The sequence below is a fragment of the Legionella parisiensis genome, from assembly GCF_001467945.1.
GTDB classification, from domain to species: Bacteria; Pseudomonadota; Gammaproteobacteria; order Legionellales; family Legionellaceae; genus Legionella; species Legionella parisiensis.
In genome coordinates this window covers 2257662-2273982 of the sequence record NZ_LNYQ01000013.1, presented here as the reverse complement: position 1 = coordinate 2273982, position 16321 = coordinate 2257662, and the positions used below count along the sequence as shown (strand labels likewise).

The window sequence follows — 16321 nt, the reverse complement described above, 5'->3', positions numbered from 1 at the left end:
CAATGGAGAGAAAATTTTTGTAAAAATCTTATCCCTCGTCCACAATAGATAAAGAGGTGGGTTATTCAGGATGGTGGTGACGCATGGGCAAGGAAAACACCGATTCGCCTTATCAAATGGGGCATGATTTTTTTTCTTATCAACTGGATTGTTGGCAGCGTTCTATTTTGTTTTGGGATACTTTACGTGAACGCGCCAATAATATGATGGAGCACGAACAACAAGGGTTGCCACCACTGCTTAATTTCAAATATGAATTAGTTTTGGATGGGAAATCATTGGAGCCTAAAACGAATTATGCATTGGTTAAAATTCTTGAAGTCGGCGATGTGTGCTTTGAGGAATGTTTTGATCCTCAGGCTCATCCAGTTATTATTGTGGATCCCAGATCAGGCCATGGGTCAGGGATTGGTGGTTTCAAACGGGACTCTGAAGTGGGCATCGCGTTACATAGTGGTCATCCTGTGTATTTTGTTATTTTTTATCCTAATCCTGTGCCTCATCAAACGCTCGCCGATGTCCTGATGACTTTGCGCCATTTTGTTGAACAAGTCCAAGCCTGGCATGAAGGCAAAGCCCCCATTCTTTATGGCAATTGCCAAGCCGGTTGGATGCTAGCTTTATTGGCCTCTGATTGCGTGGGATCGGTTGGTTTGACGGTCATGAATGGCTCACCGGTTTCTTATTGGTCCAACAGCGAAGAAGAAGCCAATCCCATGCAGTTATTAGGGGGACTCTTGGGTGGTTCCTGGAGTGCCCGCTTTCTATCGGATTTAAAGGAAGGAATCTTTGATGGGGCCTGGTTGGTCTCTAATTTTGAGTTACTCAATCCCACCACAGCCATTTGGGATAAGTATTATGGCTTATTTGATGATATTGATGGGGAGCGTGAGCGATTTTTGGAGTTTGAACGTTGGTGGAATGGTTTTTATCAATTCAGTCAAGAAGAGATAATGGCCACAGTGAATAATCTTTTTATTGGCAATCAACTAGAGCGCGGTGAAATGCGGATTCATAAAGGATGCGTTTACGATTTGAAACGCATTCAAAGCCCTATTGTTCTCTTTGCTTCCCAAGGCGATCAAATTACCCCACCGAGGCAGGCTTTACATTGGATAAGAACGATTTATCCTACAACTCAAGCATTGAAGAAGGCCAAACAGCGAGTGGTGTATCTCCTTCATCCTTCCGTTGGGCATTTAGGAATCTTTGTGTCGGCTAAGGTCGTTCGTTTGCACCATCGTGCCATTTTAGAGCATAGTAATGCCATTGAGCAATTGCAGCCAGGGCTTTATGAAATGATAATCGTTAACCCAACGGGCGATCCCGATTGCAGTAAAGAACAATATCATGTGCGTTTTGAAGCGCGCGAACTTACAGAACTTTGCGCAACGAGCTCCACGCAACCGTTTGACAAGGTTCGTCAAACATCCGAAGCCAATGACTCAATTTATCAAAAAGTTTTCCAACCTTCTGTGCAGAGCCTAAGTAATCCTTTTTTATCCTGGTGGCTTGAGAAAACGCATCCCATGCGCCTAAGTCGTTATGTGTTTTCTGAAAAGGTGAATCTGCTGATGAAAGCAATCGAATTATTAAGCCCACCCATCCAAGCCAATCGCCGCATGGCTACACAGAACAATTGTTTTAAAAAAATAGAGCATGGTGTTGCGCAGATGATGAGGGATTCGTTGGAATCCTCCCGAATCATGCGTAATGACGTGATGACCAATTGGTTTGAAGCCCTTTATAAAGATCCCGATTAACAGGCGAGGACGTTAATTCATGGAGCGTATGGCATCAAACTCCTCGTCAAGCTCCATTTCATTTTCTAAGTCATGGGCTTTATGAACCTCTTTCTCATCAAAAAGAGGTTTAGTTTCTCTAGTTTTTTCTTCGTGGTCATTCTCTGCAAAACAATCCTTAGCGTTCATAACAATTCCTTCAAGATTATTGTTCTTGTCCTTGCCAACGACTAAAAACAACCCGGTTTATTGTTGCTATTTTCATCTCTGACATTTAGCATAACGGATAACAATTTAATTGACAAAAATAAGAAATAAAAAGGGGTCAACATCATAGCCATTGGGCTATTTTTATAGGAAAAAACGAGGGAATGGGATGTTGGTTCCCAAACTGGAATAAGGAACGCATCGACCATGATAGAAATTATCCCCAATTGGCACCCCATTTTTGTCCATTTTACCGTGGCCTTATTTACTGTTTCGGTGATTCTTTATGCTGTAACCTATTTATCCTCTTACATTCATTGGAACACCAAGCCATTGATTGGCGAATTGGAAATCGTGGCTCGTTGGTGTTTATGGCTGGCCGCATTGAGCACGATGACCACGGTGTCCACTGGATTTTATGCTTTTTATACGGTAAAACATGGTGCTATGGTGCACGCCGTAAAAGTGATTCACCGCAACTGGGCACTAACTACCTCGAGTGCTATTGTACTTGTGGCTTTCTGGATGGTTTGGCGTTATATTAAACACCAAAAACCGACGCTGGTCTTCTTAATGGCGTTGCTCTTTGTCCAGGTGCTGTTGCTCACGACGGCTTGGTATGGAGCGGAATTAGTCTATCGGCATGGGTATGGTGTTCTGCCTGTCACAGCAGAAAAGACAGTATCGTCGCATTAATACGATTTTTATGGAAGGATGGAAACATGTTACAAAAGGATTTGCGTTGTTTAATAAGGAACTATTGCTTTATTTTTTCCTTTTTACTGCTCGGTTCTTCTGCTTTGTTTGCCCAGCATGAGCAACATGGTGCCTCAACACCACCGTTAACTTCCTCGAAGACTACACCATCTCAATCGAAACCTGCACAATACAAAATGGAACAACCTACCACTAAAAAACAATCTCCTAAAGCGGTGACGCCTCTCACTATTACAGGTGGAGCAAAGCGTACGGTTAATTTGGTGGTTGCTTATAAAACGGTGAATTTTGCGGGCAAACTAAGACGCGCTATTGCTGTTAATGGGCAAATTCCCGCACCGACTTTGCATTTTAAAGAAGGGGATGATGTCACCATCCATGTGTATAACCATTTGGATGAGGGAACATCCATTCATTGGCATGGTCTTTTAGTCCCTTGGCAAATGGATGGGGTGGACGGGGTGAGTCAAAAACCAATTCCCCCAGGAGGCGTGTTTCATTATCGCTTTAAGCTTTACCAAAGGGGAACCTATTGGTACCACGCCCATGCCAAGGTGCAAGAACAAGAAGGCTTATACGGGACTTTTATTATTGACCCACCTAATCCACCAAGCTATCACTACACCAAAGATTATGTGGTGGTGTTATCCGATTGGAGCAACACGCCCGCCGAACAAGTACTTGCGAATTTAAAAAAAGACGGCGACTATTACGGTCCTCGATTTCCCCTACAACCCTCGCTTATGAAGTTTCTTCATGATTATCGTAAAGCGTCTCCTGAAGAGCGCAAAAAATTAATTGCCGATTATAAAATGATGCAACAAATGCGCATGAGTATCTATGATTTAAGTGATGTGGCGTATGATGCGTATTTATTAAATGGTCACCCTAAATCTCATCCTTGGACTGCTCCTGTGAAGGTAGGGGATAGGGTGCGGCTGCGCTTCATTGGCGCAGGAGCAAGCACCATCTATCGCGTCAAAATTCCTGATGCCAAAGTGGAGATGGTACACATTCAAGGAAATGATGTGACCCCTTATCCCATTGAGGATTTTTGGATTGCACCAGGTGAAACCTATGATATCCTGGTAACCATTCAAAAAAACAAGCCTTACATTATTTATGCTGAGTCGATTGACACGCTGGGCAAAACTTATGGGGCCTTAGTGACCCATCCTAATCAAGTCGTCAACTATCAGCACGTGACTCCTTTCCCTGAACCACTTCCTGTCACAAGAGAAATGATGGCCAACATGATGATGTCTATGAATGGCGGGGCAATGGATGGAAACCAACAGCATAGTTTGATGAACAAAAAAACATCATCAGCAGCGATGAAATCCTCCATGATCATGTCTTCGCACTCTCAATCAATGAGTTCGCAAAGCGCTAATCACTTGATGTCCTCTAAGACTATCCAAAAGAAAATGGACAAGGCATCCAATCATTCCGCCCACACCTCATTCTCAATGAAATCCAAATCCTCATCGACCTCGATGAACAAGAGTATGGACATGCCAGGTATGAATCATGGGGCAATGAGTCAGAGTAAGACGTCTCACTCTGCTCAAATGAAATCTGACTCCTCGTCGACCTCAATGAACAAGAGCATGGCCATGCCGGGCATGAATCATAGCGCAATGGGCCAGAATAAGACGTCTCACTCTGCTCAAATGAAATCTGACTCCTCATCGACCGCAATGAACAACAGCATGGCCATGCCGGGCATGAATCATAGCGCAATGAGCCAGAGTAAGACGTCTCACTCTGCTAATGACATGTCTATGAATAGGAACATGAAGTCAGATAGGCCTATGGAACATGGCATGTCGATGAATGATTCCACGAACATGCAGATGCCTATTGAGCCGACCATCATCGGCGATAAAATAGAGCCGCCTGATTCAGCAAAAGCCACCACCTTAGGAACCAAATACCAAGAGTTAAAAGGAGCAGTGAAAACCAATAATCCGAATAAACCAGTCGATGGGATTATTAAAATGGAATTATTTGGTTACATGGACCGTTATATCTGGTTTATTAATGGTCTACCGGAATACAAGGCCAAACCGATTTTGATTGAGCCAGGAAAGCGTTATCGGATTATATTTACCAATAATTCGATGATGCGTCACCCCATGCATATTCACGGCCATTGGTTTATTTTACGCAATGGTCATGGATTTTACGACCCGTTATTGCATACCATTGAAGTCCCTCCAGGAGCGACTGCCGTTGCCGATTTTGATACTGAAGCCAGCGGTCAGTGGTTTTTCCATTGCCACCATCTTTTACACATGACCGCGGGCATGGCGCGCGTATTTCAATACACCACCATCATTGAGATTGCCAACGGTACTCGAAAGCCAGACAATTACGCCTATCAGCAAGCCTACATCAATCGACCCATTGTAAGAGAAGACGAAGTCATGCCACTGGATGCTGCGCTCATCAAACACCCCGCAGGGCATCATCAAGGCTTCTATCGTTCAAGCTATATTGAACTCGGTGAAGACCCTTTTCATAATGCTCAGGAAATGACGTTTAGAGGCCTCTATGGCCCAGATTACAATAAGCTCCAGTTGTATACTGAGGACGCTGAAATTTATAAAGGAACCGTTGAAAACGCAGACATCGATGTGTTCTATTGGCATTTGATTAGCCAATTTTGGGCGGTTAAAGGAGGGGTCAATTATTTTTATCGCCCAGGAGGCCCTTATTGGCAACCTGGTATTGGTATTGAAGGGTTAATGCCTTGGTATATTGATACCAACATTAGAACGTATTATCGTGATGGCAGCGTGAAGTTTGACATTCAGTTGGCGCGGGCTAACCAGCTGACCAATAATTTCTTCTTCCTCACAGGAATTCGTAGCATTTTGGCTACTCATACCGTAGTCAAAAATGAGATTGGCAATGGCTTAAATCAAATGCGTTATATCCTTAGACCTTATTATCGTATTAAGCCAGGGCTTAATATTTTTACAGAGTACGAACATGATGAAGAATATGGTGCTCTTAAGAGAATTCTTCGAAGTCAAGGAGAGCCTACCACTCAAGATACAATCACGTTAGGAGTTGCTGTACTTTTTTAAACAGTCACGTGAGGTGCTTTTACCTAGATACTGGAGTCCTAATGCACTAGATAAAAGCTCCTGTTTAAGCCCACGTTCTTGCTCATGGGTTTGAACTTATTTTGAGTTCAGAGTAGGCCAAATAACAAATAGTTAGTACTCGTGGTTTGTTCAGAAGAAACCTCGTGAATGCACTAATTGGAGGAATGTATGTACTTAGATGCTCTTTCACGGCTTGATAAGGCCGCTTCATTTTGTCGTATTGATTCCGAAGCTTTAGAGAAACTGAAACACCCTAAATCCTGTCTGGAAGTATCTCTCCCAGTTCGGATGGATAATGGTGAATTAAAAATTTTTACAGCTTATCGAGTCCATCATAATGACAGCCGTGGTCCTATGAAAGGGGGCATACGGTTTCATCCAAAATTGGATTTAGATGAGATAAAAACTCTTGCATTATGGATGACAATAAAATGCGCTGTCGTCGACATCCCCTTTGGTGGTGCAAAAGGTGGGGTAATTGTTGATCCAAAACAATTATCCCGCATGGAGTTGGAGCGATTAAGTCGAAGTTACATTGAGTTAATAGCGGATTTTATTGGGCCAGACAAAGACATCCCTGCTCCTGATATGTATACCAATGAGATGATCATGGGCTGGATGATGGATGAGTATGCCACCATTGTTCGGCAAAATAGTCCAGCGGTAATCACAGGCAAGCCTATTTCTTTGGGAGGGTGCTTGGGGCGTGAGGGTGCGACCGGTCTAGGTGCCTACTATTGCATTAAAATTCTTGAAAAAAAGAAAAAATGGCAGTCTTCTGAGCTACGAGTTGCTGTTCAAGGATTTGGTAATGCGGGACAAAGTATTGCTAAGCTGCTTTACGACAATGGCTATAAAATTGTTGCAATCAGTGATTCGAAAGGAGGAATTTATAATACCAAAGGCATCGATATACCTCGCATGATTGAAATAAAAAACAGCTCTAAAGAGGTGCAGTCCATATATTGCAAAGAGTCTGTTTGTAAACTTGCGAAGGATGCTACCATTACGAATGAAGAGTTATTGGAACTCGATGTCGATTTACTTATCCCAGCTGCTGCACAAAATCAAATTACCCAAGAAAATGCAGCCAGAATTAAGGCGCCAATAATCATTGAAATTGCAAATGGTCCAATAACCTTAGAGGCCGATGCACTATTGCAGAAAAAGGGAGTATTAATTGTACCCGACATATTAGCCAATACGGGTGGGGTCATCGTAAGCTATTTTGAGTGGGTTCAAAATAAATCAGGTTATTATTGGAGTATGGAAAAAGTTCAAGAAGAATTACAGACTATCATATCCCGTGAATTTAAGAATATTTGGCAGCTGATGGAACAATATCAAACAGATATGCGGCAAGCGGCATACATTCATGCCTTGAGTCGATACGATAAAGCAGTTACAGCCCAAGGAACTCGCGGATATTTTTCAAATTTAAGCCTAAGCCTATAAGGAGAGTTATCCTGCTTGAATTTCATGCCTCTTCTTACTGGGGCTCATTGTCCTATTATTGGTGTTGATTGGGGTATTAGGCTTACTCTCCCCAAAGAATAGAAGGTCCTTCCTCACGTCTTTATGACGGTGACTGATTTACCTGACTGAATATATTTGGCACAAAAAAAACCTCTTAACAACATGTTAATACAGTACTCACGCATCAAGAGAATGAGCTCCCTTCTTCTTAATGTCCGCTGCCATGCCCGCCTTGCCAGCCGTGTCCACCTTGTCCACCGTGATGCCAGTTTTGTTGGTGCCAATTTTGATGCCAGTTATGATGCCACTTGTAGTGGTATTGAATCCAATGCCATCTATGTCCATCCCAATGCCACTTACCATGTCCACCATGAGGTGTCCAATGAGGTGGATGATGGACACTGGCAGCCAATATCATAGAACCTAATTGGGAATCATTTTTGACTGAGGTATCAAAAGCAGCAGCTACAGCAGTTGAGCCTATCAAAGCGGCTACAACAACAAACCGCTTCAACGTCTTTAAAGTCCACATATTGCCGCTCCTTGTAAAGGATGTGATAGCGTTATTCTAATCTAGTCTAAATCCAATACTTATCAATTTAAGTATAGACAAGATAGTACTTTAGTTCGAAATTTGAACAATTTATGGGGTGATACTTTACTGGCGCAATCTTTTATCAGGATGGACTATACTAATAAGAATTAATGAGCAAAGGAGGGCACATCATGTCGCCTGAACCTAAGCATCACCCACAGCCACCAAAACCACAAAAAGAGATGCGCTTTTGGAGTTCTCCTTCTGGCATGGTGGCCATCATCATTATTGGGATTATTGGCTATTTCTTGATTGTAGAGCATGGTGCTCACATTGCGAGTTTTCTTGGGGCTTCGCCTTTTTTGTTGTTAGTCTTACTCTGTCCACTAATGCATCTGTTTATGCATAGAGGACATGGAGGTCATGAAGAGGAGCATCATCATAAGTCTGATAATGAGGACGACTCGTCTGAGGATAAGGATTAATCGAAAATGGAACATACTTCGTATGCCTATGGTTTGTGGTTATTGGTCATTGTCAATTCGGCTATTTTCATTTTGTTTGCGTACAGTTTTACCACCACGTTTAAAACAAGGCGAGATTGGCGCGCCTTTGGTGCTTTTTCTGCGTTTGTCATCGCTTATTTTACCGAAATGTATGGTTTTCCTTTAACCATTTATTTTCTGTCAGGATGGCTTTCTAAATATTATCCTGGAGTAGATTTATACGGTCATGACAGTGGCCATTTACTCCATACCCTGCTTGGCTTGAAAGGTGATCCCCATTTTGATGTCTTTCATATCTTAAGTTTTGTCTTCATTATCGGCGGTCTTTGGATGATTGCATCAGCTTGGGGTACTCTTTATCGTGCTCAAAAGGCGCATCAACTTGCAACCAGTGGGCTGTACGCCAAAATTCGTCATCCGCAATACGATGGGTTTATTCTGGTGATGATTGGTTTTTTATTGCAATGGCCAACCATTCTGACCTTAATCATGTTTCCTATACTGGTTTATATGTATGTTCGTCTCGCACGTAGGGAAGAAAAAGAGGTTTTGGCGGAGTTTGGTGAGGAATATCAACGCTACGCTGCGGTTACTCCTGGGTTTATACCTCGTTTTGGTAAACAACAAGACAGTAAAGGAGGTGCACCATGATGTTTATGTTTCACAGTGCCGAGATGCTCGGCCTTATCGCAATAGCGCTTGGAATCATGTTGGTCGTCTGGGCATTACGTAATGAAGGCAACAGTACTGGATTAAGCAAAGTATTTGGATGGCTGATTGTCATTATTGGGATTTTAGGGGAATTATGCAGTTCTTATTACGCAATTAAATACTGGTATGCAGGCTATTTCCAGATGCCAATGATGTCAGGTGAAGCATTCCTATTTCATGTGGCTCAGATGTTGTCTTTGATTGCTATAGCGTTTGGTATTATTTTGGTTGTCTGGACTTCACGTCACGAAGGTTTCGGTATTTCGTTGGCAAAAGTTTTTGGTTGGCTCATCGTTCTCTTTGCGATTTTAGGAATGATTTGTAGTGCTTATTATGCCACTGTGTATTGGCATAAAGGATATATTCAAACGCCTACTGGTATGCCTCTGTTGATGCAACATCAAATGCCGATGCAGAAACAGTCACCCAATCAATAGCCCTGGTAAGTGCCATAATAAATTGTTAAGGCACTTATAAATTTTCCGTTGTAGAGAAAGAGTCTCTCAATGATGCTTATAAAACCCAACTCCTTTAATATCAGTCCACAACGTGGTTTGGTGGCAAAGGAAACATTGATCGACACGGGCTTCATGCTCATGAGCCACTTTTTTTGAAATCATATTAAAATGCTCCATATAATGACTGGGTGGCGCTTGGTGGCATTGAGCACAATCCATGGAACTAGGGGATGGGTGCCTAAATTCAGAGAGGCTCCAATGAGCCGTTTCATGACAAGCAGAACAATCGTCGCCAAATAACTTAAAGTGCTTGTCCTTGTTTTGATGACATGAGGCGCAGCGTAAAGTCAGTTCTTGAGGTGATAAATGGGGGTTGACCCGTAATGTGGACTTATTGGATTCGTTCTGCGCTAAAAAGAGCATAACTTGATTAATAATCAACTGTTCTTCTTCATCATTTGCATTGGAAAAGGCACGAAGTTGCTGAAGTCCTAACGAAACCAAAGCATTGTGATCCATCTGGGTGATACGTGCTGTTCTGCCCTGGTGCTCTCTATGACATTCAACACAACTGCCTATGTTGGCATGAAAGGAGGTCGGCTGGCGTTTTAACAGAAATTCGTTGTTGGCATGGCAGACGATACAGTTCGCTGCCTCAACCCCTTTCACAGGCGTATGACATGCAGTGCAGTTGTGACTTAAAAACGAGTGGGCTTTGGAAAGTTCTCCGGGGCTTGCCATTCTTTGCCACTCCGCTACGTTCGTCAAACGGCTCACCTCATCTCCATGAGAAGGCAGATAATAGGCCATAAAAGACAGTGCCGCGATTACGGTAAGGGCAGCGAGTGTAGCCCATCTCAGCTTCATTGAAACCACCTTAATCCAAAATAAATTCCAGACCACACGTGCAGACCCAGCAAAACATACAATACCAGTGCTGTAATAATGTGACACGTTAACCATTTTTGAAACAGGCGCTTGAAGTGCTCGTGAAAACGAATGGCGTACTCCAGCTCAGAGATGGCATCCGCCAAGCACAAAGCGCGTACCTCTGCTGACTTGATTAACTGACCATTTAATGCGGTGTCTTCAAGCAACCAGGAAAGAAAGCGAGCGGTCATCAGGTGTAATTTCCCGATGTTTTGCTTGGGGTGTGCGCTTGCTTGTAATTCTTGAGCTACGATTTGGTATTGCTTTTGTAATCCCAAGAGGATTGTCTTTTTTTCATCGATTTCCTGAGTCATAAAGCCCATGAGATAACGGCCAATAAAACCACTGAGCGTGACAATGAGCGTCATAGCAGTCAAAGCAATACCTAAAGCGCTATTAAATTTATGCCCGGTATGAATCAAGACTAAAATAGAGCCGATAATGCCTGTGTAAATATGCCATGACAACAGGGTACTCATGGACACATAGTGTGTTACCCAATTTTTCAAAAATGAAATGCGTTTAATAAAGAGGTAGAGGAGCGGTATCAGCATCAATATTGAGCCACTCACGCCAAAAACGCCACCCCAAAAACTCCCGGCAAAACGATAAGACGTATGGACTGCAAAGCCTAGCCATGTGATAAGCATTAGAAGTACTAACCCCAAAACCATCATACGTCCTTGCGCATTCATTAAGCATCCACCTCAATATTTTTGGTCGCTTTGGCCTGACAGGCTAAGATAAGTCCCTGTTGTTTGTCTTCCTTGGAAAGCGCATCTTCACAAGCCATGGTCACCTCTCCTGATAGCAATTTTACTTTACATAACCCACATTGCCCGGTTCGACACGCGTTATCAATAGTAACCCCGTTGGCTTCAGCGATTTCCAGAAGGGTGCGGTCTGGCAGAATCGGAACCATTTTTTCAGATTTCCGAAACGAAACCATCGCGCGGGTATCGGCTTTGATGGCCTCTAATTCTTCCTGGGCTATTTCTGGTTTCTTTTCCGGTCCAAACGCTTCCGTTAGAATCAAATCAGCGGGCACCTTAAGCTCTTTTAAGATACCAAGGATTGCTTCCATCATCGCAGGAGGACCGCAAACGTGGATACGATGAGAGGCAATATCAGGGACAAGATGGCTGATGATGTTCTTGGTAAATAGGCCTTGTAACCCCATCCAAATGGTTCCTTCTGAACGCAGCATCGATGCGTACACATGGAGATTGAGGTATCTTTCTTGAAGTTGCTCTAATTCTTCGCGAAAGAGAAACTCACTGGTCGTGCGGCAACAGTACAGCAAATAAATGTCATTGTGCCATCCAATATCGGTGAGGTAGCGGATGATACTCATCATCGGGGTAATACCTACCCCTCCACAAATCAGTACAATGCTCTTTGCCTCTTCGCCAGTAAAAGTAAATTTACCATTAGGCCCCATCACCTCCAGTAAATCCCCTTCCTTAATTTCGTCATGCAAATAACGAGAAAACACGCCTTGCTCTTCTCGCTTGACGGTAATGGCACAATAATGCAATTGGGTTGGGGTAGAGGCCATGGTGTAACTGCGCCTGACCGTTTTACCATTAATTAAGGCGGTAAGCGTTATGAACTGGCCAGGATAATAGGTAAATGGCAGAGCCACCTCATGGGTTGATGCCAAATGATATGTTTTGATTCCTGGTGCTTCTTGAAAGATACGGCAAACACGAAGTTGTCCTTCCCATTTCTCTTCCGGTTCGGTGAGTGATCTCATGACCGGAAATTGCGGGACTGGACATTTATGAGCGGGGCAGGTAGGAGGCATAGTTGGGGCAGTTTCTGATGGCACTTTAGAAACTTGAGAGGATTTAATGGGCTCTGCTGATGTTAAGGAAGGGGTTGGTTCAGGTGCTTTTGAGAATTGGGGTGGTGTCTGCGAAGATACAGCCGCATTTTGTTTGGTTAAGCGATCGAGCAGAGCAGCAGCTCTTCTCATTTTGAAAAAATACATCCAAATCATGACCAAAAAAAACAGACCAAATAGAGCGATAATCGTTAAATGAAAAAAAGGCCCACCTAAGACACTCTCGGCTTGCGGACTACTTGGAAGAAGATTCATTTCTCGTTTAAACCACTGCAAGGCGATGTCGCTTGGATTTTTTCCTTCAGACAGTGCGCGAAGTGCGGCCAGTGCGCTCTCATATTGCGTAATCCCTTCCCGTAATTTCTCTAAAGCTTCCTGCATTTTAGCGTAATTGTTATTGCTGGATGCCAACAAAAGCTCGTTAAGTCCACCTTTCATGAGCGCCATGCCGGATGTGATGCGTTGATGTGCCCTTTGTTGAATTTCCAGGCGTTTTTCGGGGGATAATGTGGGTAAACTCATTAAAGAGGGGTAAAGTTCCTTAGAGGGAGTCCCTATATTTTTCATCATACCACTCATTCCCTCGCCTTCTTTTTCTCCTTGATGATGGGCAGCATGGTCTTGTGCTGTGAGTTGAGCAAAGGAAACAGAAGCCATCGCCAACAGGAAAGAAATGGAGACTGCTTGAACCCATAGAAATAGGAAAAACTTTTTAATGTATTGAAACAGCATCCTTTCCCTCCAAAGCCCACTTAACATGACGATTCAAAAAATGGTTAAAGTGGAGCAGTCTGCACGAGTGTTTTCCCGCCTCATATGAGTTTATTCACTATTCTGTAACCGATTTCCAATCACTCAAAAGGGATGACTACGAATTCATAGAATAATTCATTTCATGGATTAGAAACCCAGTCCAATCAGTATATTATAGTTTACCTTGTCTTTCTATGTGAGCTCATGACCAATAATCGCTTCGGCGCTTTGTAAAATATTCTGAATTTCTTCAGTAATTTCTTCTTGGCGCAGTAAATTGAGGCGATGGTTTAATGCATTTTTTTTATTTTCTAAGCGATCTAATGCCTGGTTTAAATGAAACAGTCTTTGATGATTCTCCGCAAAAAACGATTGATAAAAAATCGAATAACACATGGCCAGTAAATAATGCTCCACCAAGTCAGCGAAAAACTGGTCTTTGGAACCATTCAAAACAGGTGGCACAGAAAAATGAAGCGCAGGATTTGTATCCAACTCTCTAAAGGGCTGCCAGGTTTTTGCTTGAATTTGATTGTGCTCTTCCTCATTGAAGAGAACAGTCCATTGCCAAGAATGCCATGTTTTATTTTTTTGCAATAAGGCCTTTTCTAACGTGTGTAACACGTTTGAAATCACGGCTGGGATTTCTTCAATGGCATTGGGTCCATCGATTGTTGCCATGACACGAGAGTCATTAGGCATTTTTAATGCCAGTTTATGCCCTACAAGAATAAGTGCTGGTTCCAATTCAGAATGGTGCTCTTTGTGCGCGTCTAACTGATGAAACACATTATCATTAAAAGAGCCACAAAATCCTCGCTCTGAGCCAATAAGAATAGAAACTAAGAGGGGATTTTCTTGCTGATTCATGGGGGGCATGGAATAGAAACTTAAAAAATCATGGCTCACCTCATGAATGGTTTTAATGACTTGGTCTTGCAGAGCAAGACATTGAGTGATTTTGCCTGTTTCAATTAAAGAAAGATTTCTCATGGCCGTCATAATGTGGCCAATTTCTTCTAAAGTATGAAGATGTTCTTTTAATTTCGTTCGCTTTGTCATAATACATCCCTGCGGTCAATGAGACCCATTATTTTGGAATGGATAAGAAGTCCGTTCTATGCCATTAGCCATTCTTTTATCGCTTTTTTCCATTGTTCTCGTGGACTTCCCAAGGATAAATTGCTCTGTTTTATTTCTTTCTCTATTTTTTTGAGAATTTGAGGGATGTCTTCTAAATTCGATTCGTCAAAGAAACCCTCATTGTAAGCAATAAGCCATGCGAGTTGAAATTCAATGGGTAGTGGTGAAAATCGTTCTTGTTTTAGAATTTCTCTTAAAACTCGCCCTTTTTGAATCTGTTTTTGCATTTTGGCATCCAGTTTTGCTCCAAAGCGGGTGAACAGTTCCAAATCAAGAAATTGCAGGTAATCAAGTTTCATTCGACCGGATTCTTTTTTAATTTGCGGATGCTGCGCTTTAGCACCGACTCGTGAGACCGATTTGGTGATATCAATGGCGGGAAGAAATCCAGAAGAGAATAACGATTCATCAAAAAATATTTGCCCATCGGTGATGGAGATGAGATTCGTTGGAATATAAGTGGCCATTTCACCTTCTTTGGTTTCAATAATAGGCAACGCCGTCATACTGCCGCCGCCCATAGCAGGGGAAAGACAGGTGGAGCGTTCTAATAAACGGGAATGCAGATAAAAAATGTCTGCAGGAAATGCTTCACGTCCAGGAGGTCTACGCAGTAAAAGGGACAGTTCACGATAACTATTGGCATGAGCACTCAAATCATCATAGACCACCAGGGTATCTAAGCCCTTTTTCATCCAGTGTTCGGCAATGGCGCACCCTGCAAAAGGTGCTAGATAAAGTAATCCTGGTAAGGCCGTCGCTTGGGCCACCACAACAGTTGTATAGTCCAAGGCGTTGGCTTTTTTTAATAATTGAATGGTAGAGCTTACCGTGGAACGTTTTTGGCCAATCAACACATAGACACAATACACTTTTTTATCTTTTTGATTCATCACAATGTCAAGGGCCAAAGCACTTTTACCAAGCCCATTATCCCCAATCAGTAACTCCCTTTGTCCTTTTCCAATGGGAATTAGATTATCAAGCATCTTATTTCCTGTGTACAATGGTCGATTCACAAAGTCACGGTGAAGAATAGGGGGGGACAGCCTATCCAGTAATCCTTGTTCTTCATGGGGCGGAATCTCACCGCCGTCTAATGGATGGCCTAGAGGATCAATCACTCGCCCAAGCAGTTTATCGCCTACAGGAATACTCAATACGCGTTTCAGAGGGAAAATAGGGGTGCCTGCTTTTAATTTTTTGGTTTGTACCAGCATCACAGCGCCAACCAGCTCTTCGGTGAGGTGGAACACCATCGCGATACAGCACTCATCCTCTGAAATAAGAATTTCATCGATGGCAGCCCCTGGTAAGCCCTTAATCCAGATGATACCATCTCCAACAGAAACCACCCGTCCTTGTTCGGATACCTTGATTTGAAATTGATAGCGCTTAAGGCGCTGTCGTTGCTTCTCAAGAAAAGAAGGGGTGTTAGACCAATTCATTTTTTGTCTCTGTAAAGAATTTTAATTCATCACGAAGATTGGCTTGCAAGCACATGGGGCCCATTTGAAGGGTTAATCCCGCGAGAAGCTTTGGATTTTCCGTAAAAGAGACTGTAAGTTTTTTAGGTGACAATTGTTCAATGACGTGCAAGAGATCCTGTTTCTGATGTTCTTGGATGGGGTAGGCCGTTTGTATCGAAATGGTTTCTTCTTCGGGCACAGTATTGAGCCATTGCCATTGCTCTACCGGAAAATGATTCAGATCCTCAATGGTTTTTTTAATGATTTTCTCTTCAAGATGGGCATCCGCAAAAGGCATTAACAATTGTTCAGCAAATTTCCCAGCCAATAAAAACGCTTCCTTGGCATTGTTTTCAATGACGGCGGCGGCTTTTTGCATTTCATGGGAAAAAATCTGCTCTTTTTCTTGACGCAATTGTTTTTCAAACCGGAGTCTTTCTTCTGATTTCCATCGTTCCATCGCCTCATGCCACTCGTTTTGTAGGGTCGCTTTCTCTTGTTGCCAATCGGCAAGACGATTTTGATAGGTTGTTTGCAATTGCGTTGCTTGCCTGTGCAGTGTTTGTGCAGTCTCTAATTGTTCTTGCACTCTTTTTTTTCGTTCCAATATGGTTTTTTGTATAGGCGCATAAAGAAAGCGTTTCAAAATCCAAATGAGAATAAGAAAATTAATGAGTTCTAATGAAAAAGTGGTCCAAGAGAGTTCCATTGG

At 42.8% G+C, this 16321-nt stretch carries 15 protein-coding genes; 7 read left to right on the top strand and 8 right to left on the bottom strand.

From position 1 onward, the window contains the following. Nucleotides 1–83 precede the first annotated feature (83 nt). Nucleotides 84–1763, top strand: coding sequence for a DUF3141 domain-containing protein (locus tag Lpar_RS16160; RefSeq protein WP_011946132.1), 1680 nt, complete (start codon nucleotides 84–86; stop codon nucleotides 1761–1763). 12 nt (nucleotides 1764–1775) lie between these two features. Here Lpar_RS16160 and Lpar_RS19150 read toward each other — a convergent pair whose 3' ends face one another. Further along, the gene (locus Lpar_RS19150; protein WP_011946133.1) at nucleotides 1776–1931 is read right to left on the bottom strand and encodes a hypothetical protein; all 156 of its coding nucleotides are present in this window, start codon (nucleotides 1929–1931) and stop codon (nucleotides 1776–1778) included. 225 nt (nucleotides 1932–2156) lie between these two features. Here Lpar_RS19150 and Lpar_RS16150 point away from each other — a divergent pair, with 225 nt between their 5' ends. The 3 genes from Lpar_RS16150 to Lpar_RS16140 all read left to right on the top strand — a co-directional run bounded on the left by Lpar_RS16150 (nucleotide 2157) and on the right by Lpar_RS16140 (nucleotide 7237). Beyond that, nucleotides 2157–2645, top strand: coding sequence for a DUF2231 domain-containing protein (locus Lpar_RS16150; protein WP_011946135.1), 489 nt, complete (start codon nucleotides 2157–2159; stop codon nucleotides 2643–2645). Between the two features lie 26 nt (nucleotides 2646–2671). Next, nucleotides 2672–5761: a multicopper oxidase domain-containing protein gene (locus Lpar_RS16145; RefSeq protein ID WP_011946136.1), complete on the top strand. Its 3090-nt coding sequence runs from the start codon at nucleotides 2672–2674 to the stop codon at nucleotides 5759–5761. 189 nt (nucleotides 5762–5950) lie between these two features. Further along, nucleotides 5951–7237: a Glu/Leu/Phe/Val family dehydrogenase gene (locus Lpar_RS16140; protein ID WP_011946137.1), complete on the top strand. Its 1287-nt coding sequence runs from the start codon at nucleotides 5951–5953 to the stop codon at nucleotides 7235–7237. Between the two features lie 229 nt (nucleotides 7238–7466). Here Lpar_RS16140 and Lpar_RS16135 read toward each other — a convergent pair whose 3' ends face one another. Next, nucleotides 7467–7790 carry a hypothetical protein gene (locus tag Lpar_RS16135; protein ID WP_011946138.1) on the bottom strand — a complete coding sequence of 108 codons (324 nt, stop codon included), beginning with the start codon at nucleotides 7788–7790 and terminating at the stop codon, nucleotides 7467–7469. A gap of 194 nt (nucleotides 7791–7984) precedes the next feature. Here Lpar_RS16135 and Lpar_RS16130 point away from each other — a divergent pair, with 194 nt between their 5' ends. Genes Lpar_RS16130 through Lpar_RS16120 form a run of 3 tightly spaced genes read left to right on the top strand, consistent with a single transcriptional unit; the run spans nucleotide 7985 to nucleotide 9447 of the window. Next, nucleotides 7985–8278, top strand: a complete 294-nt coding sequence (locus Lpar_RS16130) for a DUF2933 domain-containing protein (protein ID WP_058518859.1) — start codon at nucleotides 7985–7987, stop codon at nucleotides 8276–8278. A 6-nt stretch (nucleotides 8279–8284) separates the two neighbouring features. Beyond that, on the top strand, nucleotides 8285–8950 hold the full coding sequence (locus tag Lpar_RS16125; protein WP_011946140.1) for a methyltransferase family protein: 666 nt from the start codon (nucleotides 8285–8287) through the stop codon (nucleotides 8948–8950). Then, nucleotides 8947–9447, top strand: a complete 501-nt coding sequence (locus Lpar_RS16120) for a hypothetical protein (protein WP_011946141.1) — start codon at nucleotides 8947–8949, stop codon at nucleotides 9445–9447. Before Lpar_RS16125 ends, Lpar_RS16120 begins: the two co-directional genes overlap by 4 nt. Before the next feature lie 66 nt (nucleotides 9448–9513). Here Lpar_RS16120 and Lpar_RS16115 read toward each other — a convergent pair whose 3' ends face one another. From Lpar_RS16115 to Lpar_RS16090, 6 genes are all read right to left on the bottom strand, one after another. Then, nucleotides 9514–10335, bottom strand: coding sequence for a cytochrome c3 family protein (locus Lpar_RS16115; RefSeq protein WP_011946142.1), 822 nt, complete (start codon nucleotides 10333–10335; stop codon nucleotides 9514–9516). Beyond that, a complete protein-coding gene (locus Lpar_RS16110; protein ID WP_011946143.1) occupies nucleotides 10332–11093 on the bottom strand; it encodes a hypothetical protein in 762 nt (253 codons plus the stop codon). The genes Lpar_RS16115 and Lpar_RS16110 overlap by 4 nt, the downstream gene beginning before the upstream one ends. Then, the gene (locus Lpar_RS16105) at nucleotides 11093–12976 is read right to left on the bottom strand and encodes a 2Fe-2S iron-sulfur cluster-binding protein (protein ID WP_011946144.1); all 1884 of its coding nucleotides are present in this window, start codon (nucleotides 12974–12976) and stop codon (nucleotides 11093–11095) included. The genes Lpar_RS16110 and Lpar_RS16105 overlap by 1 nt, the downstream gene beginning before the upstream one ends. A gap of 213 nt (nucleotides 12977–13189) precedes the next feature. Beyond that, the gene (locus Lpar_RS16100) at nucleotides 13190–14059 is read right to left on the bottom strand and encodes a F0F1 ATP synthase subunit gamma (RefSeq protein ID WP_011946145.1); all 870 of its coding nucleotides are present in this window, start codon (nucleotides 14057–14059) and stop codon (nucleotides 13190–13192) included. A 56-nt stretch (nucleotides 14060–14115) separates the two neighbouring features. Then, entirely contained in the window at nucleotides 14116–15588 is a 1473-nt protein-coding gene (locus tag Lpar_RS16095; RefSeq protein WP_027264486.1) for a F0F1 ATP synthase subunit alpha, read from the bottom strand. Then, entirely contained in the window at nucleotides 15575–16318 is a 744-nt protein-coding gene (locus Lpar_RS16090) for a F0F1 ATP synthase subunit delta (protein ID WP_011946147.1), read from the bottom strand. The genes Lpar_RS16095 and Lpar_RS16090 overlap by 14 nt, the downstream gene beginning before the upstream one ends. Between the last annotated feature and the right edge of the window lie 3 nt (nucleotides 16319–16321).